Source organism: Streptomyces sp. KMM 9044 (assembly GCF_024701375.2).
Lineage (GTDB): Bacteria > Actinomycetota > Actinomycetes > Streptomycetales > Streptomycetaceae > Streptomyces.
This window is the reverse complement of the sequence record NZ_CP113910.1, coordinates 2232954-2248810: the sequence shown is the minus strand read 5'-3', so window position 1 is coordinate 2248810 and position 15857 is coordinate 2232954. Positions and strand designations below refer to the sequence as shown.

Annotated in this window: 14 protein-coding genes and 3 pseudogenes; 9 read left to right on the top strand and 8 right to left on the bottom strand. The window is 73.2% G+C overall.

All coding sequences use genetic code 11. The features are described from left to right. The first annotated feature begins 20 nt into the window (after positions 1–20). The 3 genes from HUV60_RS09970 to HUV60_RS09960 are packed head-to-tail and all read left to right on the top strand — an operon-like array spanning position 21 to position 2304. Positions 21–656: an ABC transporter ATP-binding protein gene (locus tag HUV60_RS09970; RefSeq protein WP_042167443.1), complete on the top strand. Its 636-nt coding sequence runs from the start codon at positions 21–23 to the stop codon at positions 654–656. Continuing rightward, complete coding sequence (locus HUV60_RS09965) at positions 653–1531, top strand: metal ABC transporter permease (RefSeq protein WP_042167444.1); 879 nt, start codon at positions 653–655, stop codon at positions 1529–1531. Before HUV60_RS09970 ends, HUV60_RS09965 begins: the two co-directional genes overlap by 4 nt. Continuing rightward, the gene (locus HUV60_RS09960) at positions 1480–2304 is read left to right on the top strand and encodes a metal ABC transporter substrate-binding protein (RefSeq protein WP_257847767.1); all 825 of its coding nucleotides are present in this window, start codon (positions 1480–1482) and stop codon (positions 2302–2304) included. The genes HUV60_RS09965 and HUV60_RS09960 overlap by 52 nt, the downstream gene beginning before the upstream one ends. Positions 2305–2389: 85 nt before the next feature. Here HUV60_RS09960 and HUV60_RS09955 read toward each other — a convergent pair whose 3' ends face one another. Both HUV60_RS09955 and HUV60_RS09950 read right to left on the bottom strand, forming a co-directional pair. Further along, complete coding sequence (locus tag HUV60_RS09955) at positions 2390–4057, bottom strand: class I adenylate-forming enzyme family protein (RefSeq protein WP_257847768.1); 1668 nt, start codon at positions 4055–4057, stop codon at positions 2390–2392. Further along, the gene (locus HUV60_RS09950; RefSeq protein ID WP_042167450.1) at positions 4054–5793 is read right to left on the bottom strand and encodes a CoA transferase; all 1740 of its coding nucleotides are present in this window, start codon (positions 5791–5793) and stop codon (positions 4054–4056) included. Before HUV60_RS09950 ends, HUV60_RS09955 begins: the two co-directional genes overlap by 4 nt. A 126-nt stretch (positions 5794–5919) precedes the next feature. On the opposite strand from HUV60_RS09950, the gene HUV60_RS09945 reads away from it, so the two are divergent. Next, positions 5920–7092, top strand: coding sequence for an acyl-CoA dehydrogenase family protein (locus HUV60_RS09945; RefSeq protein WP_257847769.1), 1173 nt, complete (start codon positions 5920–5922; stop codon positions 7090–7092). Between the two features lie 630 nt (positions 7093–7722). Here HUV60_RS09945 and HUV60_RS09940 read toward each other — a convergent pair. Further along, positions 7723–8742, bottom strand: coding sequence for a sugar ABC transporter permease (locus HUV60_RS09940; RefSeq protein ID WP_257847770.1), 1020 nt, complete (start codon positions 8740–8742; stop codon positions 7723–7725). Further along, the gene (locus HUV60_RS09935) at positions 8739–9857 is read right to left on the bottom strand and encodes an MFS transporter (RefSeq protein WP_078878221.1); all 1119 of its coding nucleotides are present in this window, start codon (positions 9855–9857) and stop codon (positions 8739–8741) included. The genes HUV60_RS09940 and HUV60_RS09935 overlap by 4 nt, the downstream gene beginning before the upstream one ends. A 282-nt stretch (positions 9858–10139) precedes the next feature. Between HUV60_RS09935 and HUV60_RS09930 the strand changes: the two genes are divergently transcribed. From HUV60_RS09930 to HUV60_RS09910, 5 genes and pseudogenes are all read left to right on the top strand, one after another. Further along, positions 10140–10913, top strand: coding sequence for a hypothetical protein (locus HUV60_RS09930; RefSeq protein ID WP_257847771.1), 774 nt, complete (start codon positions 10140–10142; stop codon positions 10911–10913). Positions 10914–11098: 185 nt separating this feature from the next. Further along, positions 11099–11716 carry a sigma-70 family RNA polymerase sigma factor gene (locus HUV60_RS09925; RefSeq protein ID WP_062189525.1) on the top strand — a complete coding sequence of 206 codons (618 nt, stop codon included), beginning with the start codon at positions 11099–11101 and terminating at the stop codon, positions 11714–11716. 520 nt (positions 11717–12236) lie between these two features. Then, positions 12237–13001 (top strand): hypothetical protein, encoded by a 765-nt coding sequence (locus tag HUV60_RS09920; protein WP_257847772.1) that lies wholly within the window; start codon positions 12237–12239, stop codon positions 12999–13001. Between the two features lie 187 nt (positions 13002–13188). Next, the gene (locus HUV60_RS09915) at positions 13189–13920 is read left to right on the top strand and encodes a superoxide dismutase family protein (RefSeq protein WP_257847773.1); all 732 of its coding nucleotides are present in this window, start codon (positions 13189–13191) and stop codon (positions 13918–13920) included. Further along, positions 13899–14258 (top strand): annotated as a pseudogene (locus HUV60_RS09910) (copper resistance protein CopC); the annotation flags it as partial. The gene HUV60_RS09915 and the pseudogene HUV60_RS09910, both read left to right, overlap by 22 nt. A 106-nt stretch (positions 14259–14364) precedes the next feature. Here the strand turns inward: HUV60_RS09910 and HUV60_RS09905 are convergent. The 4 genes and pseudogenes from HUV60_RS09905 to HUV60_RS09890 form a co-directional block, all read right to left on the bottom strand. Then, complete coding sequence (locus HUV60_RS09905) at positions 14365–15207, bottom strand: class I SAM-dependent methyltransferase (RefSeq protein ID WP_257850106.1); 843 nt, start codon at positions 15205–15207, stop codon at positions 14365–14367. Continuing rightward, positions 15199–15351: pseudogene (locus HUV60_RS09900) on the bottom strand (MFS transporter); the annotation flags it as partial. The pseudogene HUV60_RS09900 and the gene HUV60_RS09905, both read right to left, overlap by 9 nt. Beyond that, positions 15344–15547, bottom strand: a pseudogene (locus HUV60_RS09895) (pyridoxal-5'-phosphate-dependent protein subunit beta); the annotation flags it as partial. The pseudogenes HUV60_RS09900 and HUV60_RS09895, both read right to left, overlap by 8 nt. Then, positions 15544–15786 (bottom strand): hypothetical protein, encoded by a 243-nt coding sequence (locus HUV60_RS09890; RefSeq protein ID WP_257850310.1) that lies wholly within the window; start codon positions 15784–15786, stop codon positions 15544–15546. The pseudogene HUV60_RS09895 and the gene HUV60_RS09890, both read right to left, overlap by 4 nt. Positions 15787–15857 lie beyond the last annotated feature (71 nt).

The window sequence follows — 15857 nt, the reverse complement described above, 5'->3', positions numbered from 1 at the left end:
TGGGGGAGCGAGGAGGTGGCATGGACGGTCTGGACGTCCGGATGTGTGAAGTCGTCTGCCGTCACGGCCGGGTGGACGCCGTGCGGGACGTCGGCCTGGACGTCGGGGCGGGCCAGCGGGTGGCGTTGACCGGCACCAACGGTTCGGGCAAGACCACCTTGCTACGAGCTGTCCTTGGCCTGCACCGTCAGTACGCCGGCCGGATCCTCGTCGGCGGTCGGGGCACGGAGAGCGCGGCCGAGTGGGCATGGCGGCGCCGGGCGTGCGCGTGGATTCCGCAGAAACCCGCGGTCGGCCGGTTCCCGCTGCTGGCAGGGGAGTTGCTGGCAAGCAGCGGCGCGCGCGTCGAGGCGGTGGAGGCGGCGGAGAAGCTGGGCGTCGGGTCGTTGACCGGCCGGCCGCTGCACACGCTCTCCGGAGGCCAGCTGCAACGCATGTATCTGGCCCGCGCGGTCGGCTGTGTCGCGGCCGGCGCGGGGGTGCTGCTGGCCGACGAGCCCACCGCCGCGCTCGACTTCGCGGGACAGGAGGAGGCCGCCGACGTCCTGCTGTCCCTGCCCGTCACCGTCGTGGTCGTCACGCACGACCGGGCGCTCGCCGATCGCTGCGACCGGGTGCTGGAGATGGCCGCCGGCCGGCTGAGGGAGGTCCGGTGAACACCCTCGCCGCCACCGACCTCGGGCCGCTCCTCCAGCTCTTACCCGTCCAACGCGCCGGAACGGCACTGCTGTTGGCTGCGATCGGTCTCCCCGTGATCGGTGTCGTGATCGTCGGGCTCGACATCATGCCGGTGCGGTTCGCGATGATGCACGTCGCGCTGCTGGGCATCGCGGTCGGACTGCTGACCGGGCTCGACCCCATGCTGTGCGCCCTCGTCGCCTGCGCCCTGGCGGGTGCCGGGGTCGCGCCGCTCGCGCGCACGCCGGACGGCCTGTCGGGCGCGATGGGTTTGCTGATGAGTCTGGCGATCGCCGCCGCGCTGCTGCTTCTTGCCGTGTCCGGGGTGAACGCGCAGGGCGCGTTCGCGCTGCTGTGGGGCTCGATCCTGTCCGTGGGCACGGCCGACCTGTGGCTGCTGGGCGTGCTCGCGGTCGTCGTACCGGCGCTGTTCTGGTGGCGTCGCCGCGATCTCGCCCTGCTGCTCCACGACCGTGAACTCGCCCTTTCCTCGGGCGTACGCGTCGACCTGCTCACCCTCCTGCTGCTCGTCCTGGTCGCGGTGTCCGTGGCCGGAGCCATCAAACTGACCGGCGCGCTGCTCGTCGACGCGCTGACCCTGCTGCCCGCGCTGGCCGCGAGGCGGCTGGGCACCTCCCTGAAGTCCATCACCGCCTGGGCGGTGGGCATCGGTGTCGTCGTGAACCTCACCGGGTTCCTTGTCGCGTTGAAGCTCGACTGGCCGCCCGGGCCCGTGCTCGTCCTGACGGCCGGGATCGTCGTCCTGGCCGTCCATCTCATCCCCGAACGGAGAATCAGCTCATGGCGCGCATCCGCGTCCGCATCATCCGTGTCCCTTCCCTTCTCGCACTGAGTCTGAGCACCGCGCTCGTCCTGACCGCCACCGGCTGCGGCTCCGACAAGGCCGACAGCTCGGACGCGAGCACGAGCGGGAAGACCGACGCCGACACGCCCGTCGTCGTTGCCACCACCACCTGGGAGGGCGCCTTCGCGAAAGCCGCGGGTGCCGAGGACGTGAAGGTCATCGTCCCGTCGTCCGCGCAGCACGCCCCCGACTACGACCCCAAACCGTCCGACCTCACGGCCGTCGCCGGCGCCGACTTCGTGCTCTACGCACCCTTCGAGCCGTACGCGGAGAAGATCAAGGAAGCCGCCGGGTCCGACGCGAAGCTGGTCGAGGTCAACCTGGACAACGACGCCGACAAGGTGAGCACCGAAGTGGCACGCCTGGGCGAGCTGTTCGGCACCGGGGACGCCGCCACTCAGTGGAACGCCTCCTTCGAGAGCGAGTACGGCACGCTGCAGAAGCAGTTGAAGGAGGCATGGCCGGGCGGCAATGCCCCGACCGTCGTCGCCCAGGTGTTCTCCCTCTGGTCGGCGAAACTGGCGGGCGCCGAGGTGAGCGGCACGTACGGCCCCGAGGCCGTGACGGCCAAGCAGCTGTCCGAGCTGTCGGGGAAGAAACCCGCGTACGTCTTCGACAACGTCCACATGACGACGGGCGAGGTGCTGCCGGACTCGGGGGCGAAGCAGGTGGAGATCGTCAACTACCCGGGCAAGGACCTGGATCTGATGACCGTCTACAAGAACGCGGCGGAGACGATCGAGAAGGCGCTGGCCCCGTAGCGGGGCACGCGAGGGAGGAGGGGGAGTCCTCCTGACAGGAGTGCGGGGCCGCCGGGAGACACACGGCGGCCCTCTCACGTACGGGTCACACGGCCTGCGCCGCGGGCTCCGGTGCCTGCGCCGCGCACCGCTCCCGCAGCAGCGCCCGGTCCGGCTTGCCCGCCGGAGTCAACGGCAACTCCGTGACGAACACCAGGTGTTCGGGGTGCTTGCGCCGCTCAAGTCCGCGCCTGTCCAGGTGCGCGGACAGCTCCTCCAGCGTGGGCGCATTACCCCGCGACACCACGCAGGCCGCCAGCCGCTCGCCCATCAGCGCATCCGGCACCCCGACGCACACCACGTCCCGGACCAGCGGATGGCCGGCGAGCTCGATCTCCACCTCGGCCGGGCTGATATTGGCCCCGCCCCTTATGACGACGTCCTTCAGGCGGCCGACGATCCGCAGGTTGCCGTCGTCCTCGACCAGGCCGAGGTCGCCGGTGCGTACCCAACCGTCGGCGGTGCGGTAGCGGGCATCAAGGTCCGGGGCGGCCACATAGCACAGTGGCGTCATGGGACCGCGGGCGACGATCTCACCGACCGACCCCTTCGGCGCTTCCTGCAGTTCGGGTGTGCCGGGGACGGCTATACGGATGTCGGCGACGCGCGGGTCGGGGTGTCCCGCGAGGATGCCGGGCCCTTCCCCGCGCAGGGGTTCATCACTCAGCCCGGTGTGGCAGTTGACGCCGTCGGCCGAGCCGTAGAGGTTCACGACCGGGCAGCCGAAGACCCGGCGGGCCTCCTCGGCCGTGGCCTCGTCGAGCGGCGAGCCGCCGACGACGACGGCCGTCGGGGGAGTCGGCGCCGGGTGCCGCCCCTCGGCGGTCCGGTCCAGCATCATCCGGATCATGGTCGGCACGCCCAGGACATGCGTGGGCTCGTGCTCGGCGAGCGCGTCCAGGGCCGCCTCGGGGGTGAAGTGGTCCAGCAGGACGAGCGTTCCGCCGTGCCGGGCGAGCGTGACGGCGGTGCCGTTGCTGCCGAACGCGGAGGCCAGCGGTACGAGGAAGAGACAGCGCGGCGGCTGACCGTCGGGGATGAGGGAGGCCAGGAAGTTGCCGCGGCCGCCGGCCAGCGCGTTGTGGGAGTAAGCCACCATCTTCGGCTCGGCCTCGGAGCCGGACGAGACGAGGATGCGGGCGGCGGAGTCGGGGTCGGGGCGGGCCGGACTGAAGGAAGTGGGGTCGGTGCGCAGCAGTGAGGAGAGCGCGACAGTGCCTTCGGGGGCGGTTCCCGGCCCGGCGCTGATCACGGTGCGCAGGTCGGGCAGTTCACCGGTCAGAGCGAGCAGGCCGGCGGCGTGGTGGTTGCCGCGGTGTTCGGTGGCGGCGATGACGGCGACCGCCTCCGCCCTGCGCAGCAGCGAGGCCGCCTCGCGGTGGCCGCGGCCGACCGGGAAGGGCAGCGCGATCGCGCCCAGGGCGGCCAGCGCGAGGTCGGCGATGACGGCGCCCCGGCCGTTGGGGAGCTGTATGCCGACGACGTCGCCGGCGCGTATGCCGAGCCCGGACAGCCCGGCGGCCAGACATCGCACCTTACGGTCCATGGCGGTGTAACAGAGCTTCCCCCTGGCATCGAGGACCGCGGTGCGGTGCGGGTCGGCGATCTGCCGGGACCGGTAGAGGCTGTAGAGGTCGAGGTCGGGGCAGCTGCCGTCGACCGCCCAGCCGCGGCGCAGTCCGGCGGGAAGCAGGTCGTGCAGGGCCACGGTCATACGAAGCTCCAGGGGGTCGGCACGGCGGGTGCGCCGTGGGCGTCGCGGCTGATCGAGCCGGAGGAGAGGAGAAGGGCGAGGTCGGTGACGACCGGGACGGCGGCCAGACCACGCTCGCGCAACCGCAAAAGCGCCTGACCGGTGGACAGTCCGCGTACGTCGTACGGGATCGCGCCGTGATCGGGAAGGGCGATCCAGCCGTCCGTCGTCGGCAGCGGGCGGCGGAACCCAGCCGGCTGACGCGGGTCGAGCCCTTGTGCGGCCCGGGCCCGGGCGGGTGCCGTGAGCACGTCGGCGGCGCCGAGGAGAGACGAGTCGACGCGCACCCCGTGACCAGTGCGCTCACGCAGCAGCAGCCCCGCCAGGACCCCCTCGGTGCCGAGCAGCCCGCCGAGGACGTCGAGCAGTGTCATCAGCGACGGCGCGGGTGTCTCGTCGGCGGGCCGTACGGCCTCACCCACCCCGGTACGGGCCTGGACCATGAAGTCGGTGCCCATAGGAGCGCCTGGCAGCCGGCCGGCCCAGCCGCTGGTGTACGCGTAGACGAGCGCGGGGTTGGCGGCGGCCAGGTGCTCGTGGTCGAGGCCGAGTTGCGCGGCCTTGCCCGGCGCCCAGTTGTGCAGGAACACATCGGCGTCGGCGGCCATCTCGCGCAGCCGCTCCCGGTCGGCCGGGGACTTGATGTCCACCTCGACGGCCTTCTTGCCCCGGTTCAGCGCGAGCCACCGTGCCGAGACACCCGAGCAGGTGGGCGGCATACCACGCAACGGGTCGCCGCCCGGCGGCTCGATCCGGATCACCTCCGCGCCCAGCAGACCGAGGAGATGGGCGGCAAGCGGGGCCTGGACGCGGCGGCCGGCCTCCAGGACGGTGAACCCGGACAGCGGCGGATCGCCGCTCGCTCTCCCCGGGGCGTACGTGGCGTCGCGCGGGCTCAGTTCCCAGGGCGGGGCCCCGTCGTACTCCGCCGCCCGTTCGGCGAGTGACCGCAGCGGGCACACATCGGCGCCGGACGTCTCGGCGGTGTGCCGGACCCGCTCCCAGGAGCTCGCCCGCACCGCCTCGTGCAGGGTCCGCGGGAAGGGAGCGCAGGCGGTGGCGTAACGGAACTGGAAGGGCCGCCACCCCTGACGTATCGCCTCCTCCGGTGCGTCGAGGGCGCGCCAGAACGCCGCCCACACCCCAGGGTCGAGCGTCTCCAGTTCGAAGACGGTCCCGTCGGCGGAGGTGAAGGGGGGCCCGCCGGGCGCGAGTTCGGCGGCCTCGCCCTCCTCCGCCCCGGCGGCGGCCAGGTACTGCGAGGCCGCGAGCAGACCGGCCCGCTCCGCGCTCACCTCCACCTGCGCGGTGCGCCCGCCTCCGCGCGCCGAGGCCAGGAGCCCGGCCAGCAGGCCCTGCACGGCGAGCACGCCGGTGGCGGTGGCGGCGTAGTCGACGGCGAGCCCGCGCGGGGAGCCGTCGCGCCGACCGTGCACCGCCATGATGCCCGTCGCCGCCTGAGCGGTGGCCTCGTCCGTCGCGGTCATGCCCCATGTGGTGCGGGCGGTGACCTCGCCGAGGTCTTCTCCGGTGACGGTGAGCCGGCTGCCGGAGCTTCCGTCTCCCCGGGCGCCGAGCAGCCGCAGATGCTCCGCGACGAGGCCGTCCGCCGGACCCGGTGGACCTGAGCTCTCCAGTCGGAGTCCGTCGAGGGGGCCGACCGTCCGAGCGACGGCCGGTGTGGCTGGAGTCGCCATGCCACTCCTTTCCTGACGCGCGGGAACCCGGGGGCGGTCGCCCCCGACCTGTTCCACGGAAGAGGAAGTCGGACGGCCGACGGCCGGGGTTCCCGTGACCTCTGAGGAAAGTGAGGAGAAATCCGCATGGAGGACTTCACCGGAGCGCCCCAATGCCCGGCGGAAACAACAGAGTTGAGAGACCGCGTCGGGGCGTTCGTACGCGACCGGGTGGTGCCCCGTGAACCGCTGCTGGACGCCGGCGGACCGGAAGCCGCAGCCGCCCTGCACGGACTGCGGGAGGCAGCGACGGCCGAGGGGCTGTGGGCGTTGCCGCTTCCCGCCGAACTCGGCGGGCAAGGGCTGCCGCTGGGGTCGTACGCGCATGTCGCCGAAGCGGAGGGAGCCAGCGACCACGGACCGGCCGCCCTCGGATCGGCACCTCTGCTCGACACGCTGATGCTGTGGCGGCACGGCAGCCCCGGCGTCCGCGACCGCTACGCCGAGCGCCTGGTCGCCGGGGAGATACGGGCCTGCTACGCGATGACCGAGCCCGAGACACCGGGCACCGACCCCTTCCTCACCGCCACGCGTGCCGTGCCGGAGGAGGACGGAAGCTGGCGGGTGAACGGGCGGAAGTGGTTCACCAGTGGGGCCGCCGACGCCGACCTCGTCACGGTCCTCGCCCGCACCGACGGCGAACCGCCGGACCGCGAAGAGCTGTCGCTGCTCCTCGTGCCCACCTCCTCACCCGGCTTCCGTGTGGTGCGCGAACTGCCGGTGTTCGGTGCGGGCGGGCAGTGGGAGATCGCCCTGGACGAGGTGATGGTCGACGGGGACCATGTGATCGGCGAGCGCGGCAAGGCCCTCGCCGTCGCGGGCGAACGACTCCAACTCGGCCGTACCCTGCGCTGCCTGCGCTGGCTGGGCCAGGCACGCCGGGCCTTCGACCTGATGCGCGAGCGCGCCGTGAACCGCACCCGCTCCCGAGGCCCGCTCGGCGACCTGCAACTCGTCCAGCAGCACGTCTTCGAGTCGCTGCTCGCCCTGCGGACCACCCGCCCGCTGGTGTACGAAGCGGTGGCCCGCCTCGACGCGGGGGCTGACGCGCACGTGGAGGTGGGCCTGGCCAAGGTGGCCGCCGCCCGCACCCTTCAGCAGGTGGCCGACGCGGCGATCCAGGTCCACGGAGCAGCCGGCCTCGGCCCGGACACCGCTCTGCCCGCCCTGTTTCGCACGGGCAGAGCGGCCCGGCTCCTCGATGGCCCGGACGAACTGCACGTCACGTCGGTCGCGCGCCGGGTCCTGCGCACCACCTAGGGCCGCAACAGGCAACGTTCGCCCCGTCGCGGCGTCCGGTGCGCACTCTCGCCGCACCGGGCACAAGCCCAAGTACGTCCAGTACGGGGGCGTGCGCCCGGCACGCCGAGAGCACGCACCGGACGCCGCCCCTTGACGGGCACACATTGCCTGCCGCGGCACTGGGTTGGATCTCGGCGCGTGAGGTTGGGCGGCTCTGTCACCGTCCGGCCCGCCCCTCGAGGCGGCCGGCCCCCGGCCCTCGCCCGCGCGTACGGCTGCTCCGACGAGGAAGCAAGCTGTCCGGGCGGTTCCGCGCGCCTCGCACGACCGCCGGTTTCCACGCTGTCCGACAGCGCCCTGAAGGGATGCGGGGCCGTATCGCCATGCGGCCCCGCCGCGACGGGACGGTGTCCCGTGGAGTGGTGCAGCGGATCACGTTCCGCTGGGAGGCGCTGCCCCCGATGGCCGGTGCGTCGGTGTCCGAGGGGCGGAAGATACAAGATCGGCCACACCGGACAGCGGGACGTGACCCGCGACCGACGACGACGGGTCCCCCGGTTTCGAGCGAAGCCGAGAGCGAGGAGAGCGACCGGCCGAGACGGTGCCGCAGACGAACGACGGCATGACACGGCACGTCCGGCGGAGCGCTCAGGCGTCGTGCGGGCCGACGAGGCCCGTGAGTGTGGCGAGCGCGTACGCGAGGAAGAAGTCGCCCCAGATCAGCTCGTGTTGCGTCGCCGTCCCGGCGGCGAGGTCGTAGCAGCCGTTCAGGAGACGGCCGTCCGCCGTGACATGGGTGCGGACCAGTTCGTCGAGAAGTGTGACCGCCTGCTCGCGGTGGCCGAGCTTGAGCAGGGCCACGGTGGTAATGGCGGCGGCGGAGGTGTCGAGAGGGCCTTCGGGGTGTGCCTCGTCGGCCGGAGGCACAGCCGGTTCCCGGAGCAAGTGACTTACGGATTCTGCCGGATCGTCGGTGTCCAGATGGTGCGCGGCATCGGCGACGGCCAGCAGCAGCCAGGCGCGGCCTCGGCTCCAGCCGGGCGGCGGGTCGTCGCAGGACGCCCAGCCGCCAGGCCGCTCGTACCGCCAGGACCAGCGGAAGCAGCCATCACCCGCGCAGAGTTCCAGATGACGGCGCAGATGGGACCCGGCCGCCCGTGGGTCCACCGAGGCAAGCAGCGGAACCATGCCGGGCACGCCGTCCACGCGCGCCAGGAGACGGGGTCCGCCGAACGCCGAGCCCCAGGGAACCAGGCCGAGTTCGCAGTCGTAGGCGTCCCGGCAGGCGTCAGCCGCCCGCAGACGCAGAACGGCGGCCTCGGGTGTGTCGGCGAGCGCCGTGCCGTACCAGAGGATCAGTCCGCGCGTGGCGGTGTCGGCGTCCACCCAGCCGGTGAGCCGGGCGGTGAACCGTTTGGCGGCCTCGCGGTCGATCCCCTGCCCGGAATACCGGGCGCGGAGCCACAGCAGTCCTGCCCAGAAGCCGCCCGTCCACGAGCCCCGCCCGGTCGTCGTCCACCGGCCGCCGCCGGGGTCCGCGAACAGCGGGAAGCGGTCGCCGACATCGGTCCGGGCGACAGCCACCCGGTCGAGGACGGACTTCAGCGCCCGCCCGGCCCAGTCGGGTACGGCAGGCGGGGGGCCCGTGACCGCACGCGGCGTACTCATCGCCGTACGACCGGTCGCCGTTCGCGCACCGCCCAGACCAGGGCCACCACGCCCGCGCCCAGGAACTCTCCCGCGACCAGCAGCCATCCCGCCCCGTAGTGACCGGCCGCGGCGAGCAGCCCGAACAGCGGCGGACCGAGCGCGAACCCGGCGAAGAAGCCGGCTGAGACCAGCGCCGAGTCCTGGCCGGCCCGGCCGGCTGCCGCGCGCTGCATCACCAGCACCATCGAGACCGCGTTCGCGGCGACCGCGAAGACGCCCACGGCCACCGCCGCGACCCAGGCCAGCGGATGCGCGTACGCGGAGGCCGCGAGCAGCAGCGCCGCCCCCACCGCACCGGCCGCCAGTGCGCCCGGCAGCCACACGGCTCGGCCCGGTTGTCCCGCGACCTTGGACCAGCCCAGTCGCCCGGCGATCCCGGCCACGCCCAGCACCGCCACCAGGGCGGCGGCCGTCGTCGGGCCGAGATCGAGCCGCCGTACGCCGTAGAGGGCGAGGTAGGTGTTCACGGAGGCGATGCCGCAGCCCAGCAGTAGCGAGTAGGCCGCCAGCCAGGCGATCGTTCCCCGGGGGATCCACGAGACGGGCGCGTACTTCGGGGGCGGATCGGCGGGCAGGGCCCGCGCCGCCCAGACCGCGGCCACCACGGCCGTCCCGGCCGCCGTCCACACCGCGCCCCGCCAGCCGACGGCCCCGGCCAGCGCGGCCAGCGGCAGTCCGGCGGCGAACGCGCCCAACTGCACGCCCGACTGTTTCATCCCGGTCACCGAACCGCGCCGTTCGGCGGGAACGGCGGCCAGGATCGTCTTGTTCGTGGCGGGGTTCGCCAGTGCCTGCGGCAGCCCGCCCAGCGCGACCGCCGCCAGCAGGAACCCCGCCCCCGGAGCCGCCCCGATCAGTGCCAGCGCCACCGCCGACACCAGCAGCAGCGCGACCAGACAACGGCGTGGCCCCAGACGGTCCACCACACGCCCACCGGCCGGTGAGAGCACAGCCGCCGCCCCGAAGCCGACGGTCGTGGTCAGGCCCAGCACGGTCGGCGACACGTCCAGGTCGTCCACGAGCCGCGGTCCCAGGGCGCCGAGCAGGAACAGCTGCATCATCGAGAAGGCCATGGCACACGTCAGCAGCGCGGTCACAGCCGCGGTCGCCCGCGCCGGGCCGCTGCCGACCGCGGTCCGGGTCTCGCTCTGCTCCGCCGCCACCGGCGCCCCTCCTCCACCCCGACTCCGCCCGGCGGTACTTCCCGGGGCCTCGGTAGGAGTCGGCAGGAACGACCGGCGAGTTCCCGCCCGCTGCTGTGGTGTGGATCACAACGGCGGGCCTGAGTCGGATACCTGGGTCGTTTCCGTACCCTTCCGTGACCCAGGTGACCCGGACTGCGAAGATGAGGCGCCATGACTGTCGGGTGGTGTTCTCGCACGCTACGGGCCGCGGTGTTCGCGGCCGTCTGCGTGCTGCTCACTGCCCTGGGTCACGTCATGATGTCGGGGGTCCCGGTGCCTTGGTGGGCCCTGGCCGCAGGGGCGGCTGTGACCGGCTGCACGGCCTGGCGGCTGGCAGGACGCGAGCGCGGGCCGGTCCTGGTCGGCTCCGTCGCGGTGGCCGCTCAGGCCGTCCTCCACTCGTCGTTCTCGTTCGCCCAGGCCCTCGTGCACCCGGAACCGTCCAGCGGCAGGTCGCTCGTCCAGCAGTGGCTGGGCCACCTGCTGTGCGGTTCGCCCTCCGGGCCGGGCGCGGGGTATGACGCCATGTCGACGTCCGTGGGCTCCATGGACCACGGGACGGGCGCCATGCACTCCATGGGGTCGATGGACCACATGACGGGGGCGGCGCACTCCATGGGATCGATGGGTCCCATGGGGGTCGCGCATTCCCTGGATCACGGCATGGGCGGCATGTCCTCGGCGGGCATGCTCGCCGCCCACCTGCTGGCCGCGTTGCTGTCCGGCCTGTGGCTCGCCCACGGCGAACGCGCCGCCTTCCGCATCCTGCGGGCGCTCGCCGGCTGGCTCGTCGCACCACTGCGCCTGGTCTTCCGGCTGCCCTCGCCGCCGGACCGCCCACGCGTCCGGTCCCGCCGGGCCCGTACGGGTCGCGGGCTGCGGCAACTCCTTCTCACCCACGCGATCGCTACTCGGGGACCGCCCGCCGGGACCGCTGTCGCCTGACGACAGCCGGTTTCCCGAGGCCCGTCCACACAGACGTCGAGCCGTCGGCTCCCTGCCTCGGGCATCGGCCGCACACAGCTGTGCCCGGCCGTTCACCCTTCACCGGTTCCGCCGTGCCGCCCGCTGTTCTGCGCGCGCCGCCCCGGACATCGGTTCCCTGGATTCCCGAGAAGGAGAGACACCAGGTGATCATTCCCGCCCTGTCCTCAGCACGCGAAGAATCGAAAGATGTGTCGGGAGACGAGTCGATCACGGCGTGGGCACTCGCCGCCCGCAGCGGCGACCCCGACGCTGTCGAGAAGTTCGTCCGCGCCCTGCACCGAGACGTCCGCCGCTACGTGACCTTTCTCGGCGCCGACCCTCAGAGTGCCGACGACCTGACCCAGGACACGTTCCTGCGTGCCCTGGGCAGCCTGCACCGGTTCGAAGGCCGTTCCTCGGCGCGTACCTGGCTGCTGTCCATCGCCCGCCGCACGGTGATCGACAGCATCCGCTACAGCTCCTCCCGCCCGCGCCTGTCGGACACCGATGACTGGCAGTCGGCCGCCGAACGTGCCCAGCCGCGCGGTCTGCCCGGCTTCGACGACGGCATCGCCCTCGCCCAGCTGCTCGACACACTCCCGGACGACCGCCGCGAAGCGTTCGTCCTCACCCAGCTGGTGGGACTTCCCTACGCGGAGGCGGCCGGTGTGAGCGACTGCCCCATCGGCACGGTGCGCTCACGCGTCGCCCGAGCCCGCACCTCGCTGATCGAGTGGCTCGACGACGCCGAGCACTGCACGCCGGTGGCCGCTGCGGCCTGACAGGCCGTACGTCGCTCCGGGGGCCGGGGAACGCCGTCACGTCGGCGTCTCTGCCGGGCGGAGTGGATGCACTGCCCGGCGAACAGCACCGGGCCTGTGCGGCATGGGAGCGGGACTCCTGATGACGCGCCCGACGCCTGGACGACTCCCTGGCACTCGGCGGCCCCGCGGGAGTCCGACGGCAGGTGGGCCCTCGTGCCCCGGGCGAGGGCCGAGCGGCTCCGCCGCCCGGTCCGCCGGAACGGCAGACCGGGCCACTTCGAACGGTGGATGGTGTCCCGTGGAGCGGTGCAGCGGATCACGCTCCGCTGGGAGGCGCTGCCCCCGATGGCCGGTGCGCCGGTGTCCGCGGGGCGGGAGACACAAGATCGGCTACACCGAACAGCGGGACGTGACCGAGCGGTGCTGACACACGCGCCTCCATCGACCGATGGCATGCGTGAACGCGGCTGCCCGGCCACCCGTAAGTAACGGGAACGGTCGGTCCTGAGAAGTCTCCCCGATGTCCCGGAGGTGCCGCATGGCAGGCGTCACCGAAGACGCCGCCGATGTCCTGCGTCTCGCGCGGGCCGGGGTCCTGGCGGCCGTCTGCGTGGTGACGACAGCGCTGGGCCATGCCCTGATGTCGGGCGACCTCCTGCCCTGGTGGGCGGTGGGCCTCGCGTTCGCCGTGACGGTCCCGGGCGCCTGGTGGCTGACCGGCCGGGAACGCGGCGCCGCGACCGTCGTCGGAGCCACGGTGGGCGCGCAGGGGCTGTTGCATCTGCTGTTCAGCCTCGCCCACCTGCTGATCCGCCCGCCGGACGCCCCGGCCGGTGGGCCGGGGACGGAACAGGCCTCCGGCATGCACCACGGGGCGGTCTTCACCCACTCCGGCGTGGCCGTGCACCATCACGGGGCCCGTTCCGGGGTGGTGGAGACAGCTTCCGGCACACCGCTGTTGTCCGCTGTGATGCACGGGAGTACTGCCGGGATGCTCCTGACGCACCTGCTGGCCGCCGTCGTGTGCGGGCTGTGGCTCTGGCGGGGCGAGGCGGCCGTCCACCGGATCGGCCGGGCCCTGGCAGCCCTCCTCTTCGCACCACTGCGCCGGGTCTGCGGCGTCCTCTTCCACCCGGGCGACGGGCGCGAGGCGCGGCCGTACCGGGCCGCCGCCGGTGACTGGGAGCGGCCGCAACCGACACCCGTCTCCCTGAGGCATGTCCTCGTCCGAAGAGGGCCACCGCGGAGCCGGTCCGCAGTCAGCCGCCCGTCTCCCGATCCGCTGCTCGCCGTACGGCCCTGAATCCGGCCCGATGTCCGGTTGTTGCCGTGGCCGGGAGACAGGCGACGGCCGACCTGCCCGCAGGCGCGTCGGCCTGTCCTCTTCGGCCCGGGCCGTGTCCGCCCATGGCCACGCGACGGCCTGCTGTGCGCCGCCGCAGTCTCGTCGTCCGGGCCCCGGCCTCAGTCATCGATCGGGAGTTTGACCCATGAACCACCACACGTCCGCCCGCCCGCCCCTGCGTGACACCACGTCAGTGGTGCCTTCGGTGATGCCCGAACGGGACGGGCCCGCGGCCGTGCCGCGTCGCCCGCGCACCCGTCTCGCCGTCGCCGGCGCCACGCTGGCGGCGACGGCCGCCCTGCTGTCCGGCTGCGGCGGCGACTCCTCCGAGAACACCTCGAACACGTCCGCCGACACGGCCGCGTCCTCATCCCCCTCCAAGAGCATGGACGGCATGGACGGCATGGACGGCATGGACGGCATGGACGGTATGGACGACATGGCGATGGGGGACCCCTCGGCCACCCCCGCGAACAAGATCCCCGACGCGGAGGTGGTGAAGGGCACGCTTCAGGTGCTGGACACCCGGCCGCCGGGCATGGACGACGTCAAGGGCACGGCCTGGCTGGCGCAGGGCCCGAAGGGCACCACGGTGACGGTGTCCCTGACCGGCCTGAAGCCGGGCGACGCCTACATGGCCCACCTGCACGCCCAGCACTGCGCGGACGACAACGGCGGGGAGCACTTCCAGTTCGAGAAGGGCGGCGCGACCACACCGCCGAACGAGGTGCACCTGATGTTCGTCGCCGACAAGTCGGGCAAGGCCATGACGACGGTGAACAACGCCCAGAAGACCGGCGAGGACGCGGTCGCCCTCGTGGTCCACCCCCGTGAGGCGATGGACAACCGGACAGCATGCGCGGACTTCGACTTCTGAGGGCGCCGGCCGTCCTGCTGGGCTGCCTGTGCGCGCTGCTGCTCCTCGGCAGCGCGCCCGCGTACGCCCACACCGCACTGAAGGACGCCACGCCGGCACCCGGCGCCAAGGCCGGCTCCGGAACCAGCGTCGTCGCGCTGACCTTCGACCGTCTGATGCCCGGCACCACGCCGGAGATCGGCCTGACCGGACCCGACGGCACCACAGTGCCCGTGGGGCAGCCGGTTCTGGCCGACGGCTCCGTCGCCTGTGCCGCCGTCACCCCGCTGCGCGCGGGAGTCACCACCCTCACCTACACCGTCACGGCCACCGACGGCGACACCCAGACCAACGCGTTCCAGTTCCAGGTCGTGGACGGCACCGAGCCTGTCGCCACGCCGTCCGCCTGCCAGGGCCTGACCTTGTCGGCGCCGGACGCGGGCGGGGAGGACACGCTGCCGGGGCTCAGCCGTACCACGGCGCTGGTCGTCCTCGCGGGGTGCGTCGTCGCGGTCGTGGGCGCGGGCGTCCTCGCCGTGCGCGGGCTGCGCGGGGCGGGGCCGACGGGGCGGAGAAAGGGGGCGCCCGTGTGACACCGGAGCACCCCGCGCCCCGGGCGCGCTCACCGGACACGGCCCGAGCGCGCCCGAGCACCGCCTGAAGCGATCGACAAGGACGCATCCGAAGGGATCTGACAGGGGGGCACCTATCGCGGCGGCGGGCCCGGTTCCGGCGGATAGTCGGGCCGGGTCCACACGTGACCCGTGTACGGCACAGGAATGGGGCCGTACGGTCCACTGTGAGCGTGGTGGTGGACCGGTCGGCGGTGCCCTGCCAGACGAAGGAACTGACGGCGGGTGCGTCCAGCAGGTCGGTACGGCCGAGGAAGTACGCGCCGTTGCGCATCTCGCCGACCAGCAGTCCGCCGGGGACCAGCGAGCGGCGGCAGGAGGCGAGAAAGCCGTCGAGCTGGTTGTTGGTGTGGCAGTACAGCAGGGCGCTGTCCAGGCAGACGATCGCGTCGAAGGCCGCCCGGCCCAGGTCGAAGTTGTGCAGGTCGGTGTGGACGTACTCGGGTCCGGGAGGGTGGGTGCGGGCGTGGGCGAGCATCGCCTCGGAGAGGTCAGCGCCGGTCACCCTGCGGCCGGCGCCGCGCAGGTGGGTGGCGTCGCGGCCGCTGCCGCGGCCGATGTCCAGCACGCGCGGGCCCGCCCCGTGCCGCCGCGGGCAGTCCTCGGTCCAGCGTCCGGCGAGCCGGTCGGGGTCGGGGAAGCGGGCCTCGTACAGCTCGGGGTTGTCGCCGGCCATGGCGAGCGCGAAGGCGAGGAAGGTCCGGTTGCCGAGGACCTCGCGCCAGTCCACGAGCACGGTGCCCCTGCTCGGTTCGACCTCCCGGGCGGGCAGGACCAGGGCCTGCGCGACGGTGAGGACGGCGAAGATCCCGGCCGCGCTCGCGTGCGCCCACCAGCATGGAAACGGCGGCCCGGGCCTTCATGCCGCCCGCGGCGAGCCCTTCGGGCCTGGCCCAGAAGCCGGGGTGCGGTTCCGGCAGGCCGGCCGTGATGCGCACGACGGGGGTACGACCGCGCAGGGTGAGCAGCTCCGGGCGGGCGGCGGACCGTATATCGGTGGGGGCGGTCGCTGTCACCGGGCGCCTCCCGGAGTGTCGGCGCGGTAGCGGTGGACGGTGCCGGGGCCGCCGTCCAGCCAGAAGAAGGGGTACGGCTCCGCACACACCGCGCTCACTCCGTGGCCCGGGAAGCGGGGCAGCACGGCGCTGCCGGTCTGGGCGAAAGCCGGGGCGACACCTGAGCGGACGACACCGCGGCCGTGTGCCTCGTCGACGGGACGGTGCCGGCGGCGGACGCGCGCCGTGTGGGCCCGCATTGCCCGGTGCCGGGACGCGCCCCGAGCCTTCTTGAAAAGTGTTTTCAGCTGGCTAGCGTGGCGGGACCCGG

Excerpts from the sequence above, each read along its gene's own strand:
- HUV60_RS09970 (WP_042167443.1), top strand. The coding sequence starts at position 21 with ATGGACGGTCTGGACGTCCGGATGTGTGAAGTCGTCTGCCGTCACGGC.
- HUV60_RS09960 (WP_257847767.1), top strand. The coding sequence starts at position 1,480 with ATGGCGCGCATCCGCGTCCGCATCATCCGTGTCCCTTCCCTTCTCGCA.
- HUV60_RS09955 (WP_257847768.1), bottom strand. The coding sequence starts at position 4,057 with ATGACCGTGGCCCTGCACGACCTGCTTCCCGCCGGACTGCGCCGCGGC.
- HUV60_RS09950 (WP_042167450.1), bottom strand. The coding sequence starts at position 5,793 with ATGGCGACTCCAGCCACACCGGCCGTCGCTCGGACGGTCGGCCCCCTC.
- HUV60_RS09945 (WP_257847769.1), top strand. The coding sequence starts at position 5,920 with ATGGAGGACTTCACCGGAGCGCCCCAATGCCCGGCGGAAACAACAGAG.
- HUV60_RS09940 (WP_257847770.1), bottom strand. The coding sequence starts at position 8,742 with ATGAGTACGCCGCGTGCGGTCACGGGCCCCCCGCCTGCCGTACCCGAC.
- HUV60_RS09935 (WP_078878221.1), bottom strand. The coding sequence starts at position 9,857 with ATGGCCTTCTCGATGATGCAGCTGTTCCTGCTCGGCGCCCTGGGACCG.
- HUV60_RS09930 (WP_257847771.1), top strand. The coding sequence starts at position 10,140 with ATGACTGTCGGGTGGTGTTCTCGCACGCTACGGGCCGCGGTGTTCGCG.
- HUV60_RS09920 (WP_257847772.1), top strand. The coding sequence starts at position 12,237 with ATGGCAGGCGTCACCGAAGACGCCGCCGATGTCCTGCGTCTCGCGCGG.
- HUV60_RS09915 (WP_257847773.1), top strand. The coding sequence starts at position 13,189 with ATGAACCACCACACGTCCGCCCGCCCGCCCCTGCGTGACACCACGTCA.
- HUV60_RS09905 (WP_257850106.1), bottom strand. The coding sequence starts at position 15,207 with ATGGCCGGCGACAACCCCGAGCTGTACGAGGCCCGCTTCCCCGACCCC.
- HUV60_RS09890 (WP_257850310.1), bottom strand. The coding sequence starts at position 15,786 with ATGCGGGCCCACACGGCGCGCGTCCGCCGCCGGCACCGTCCCGTCGAC.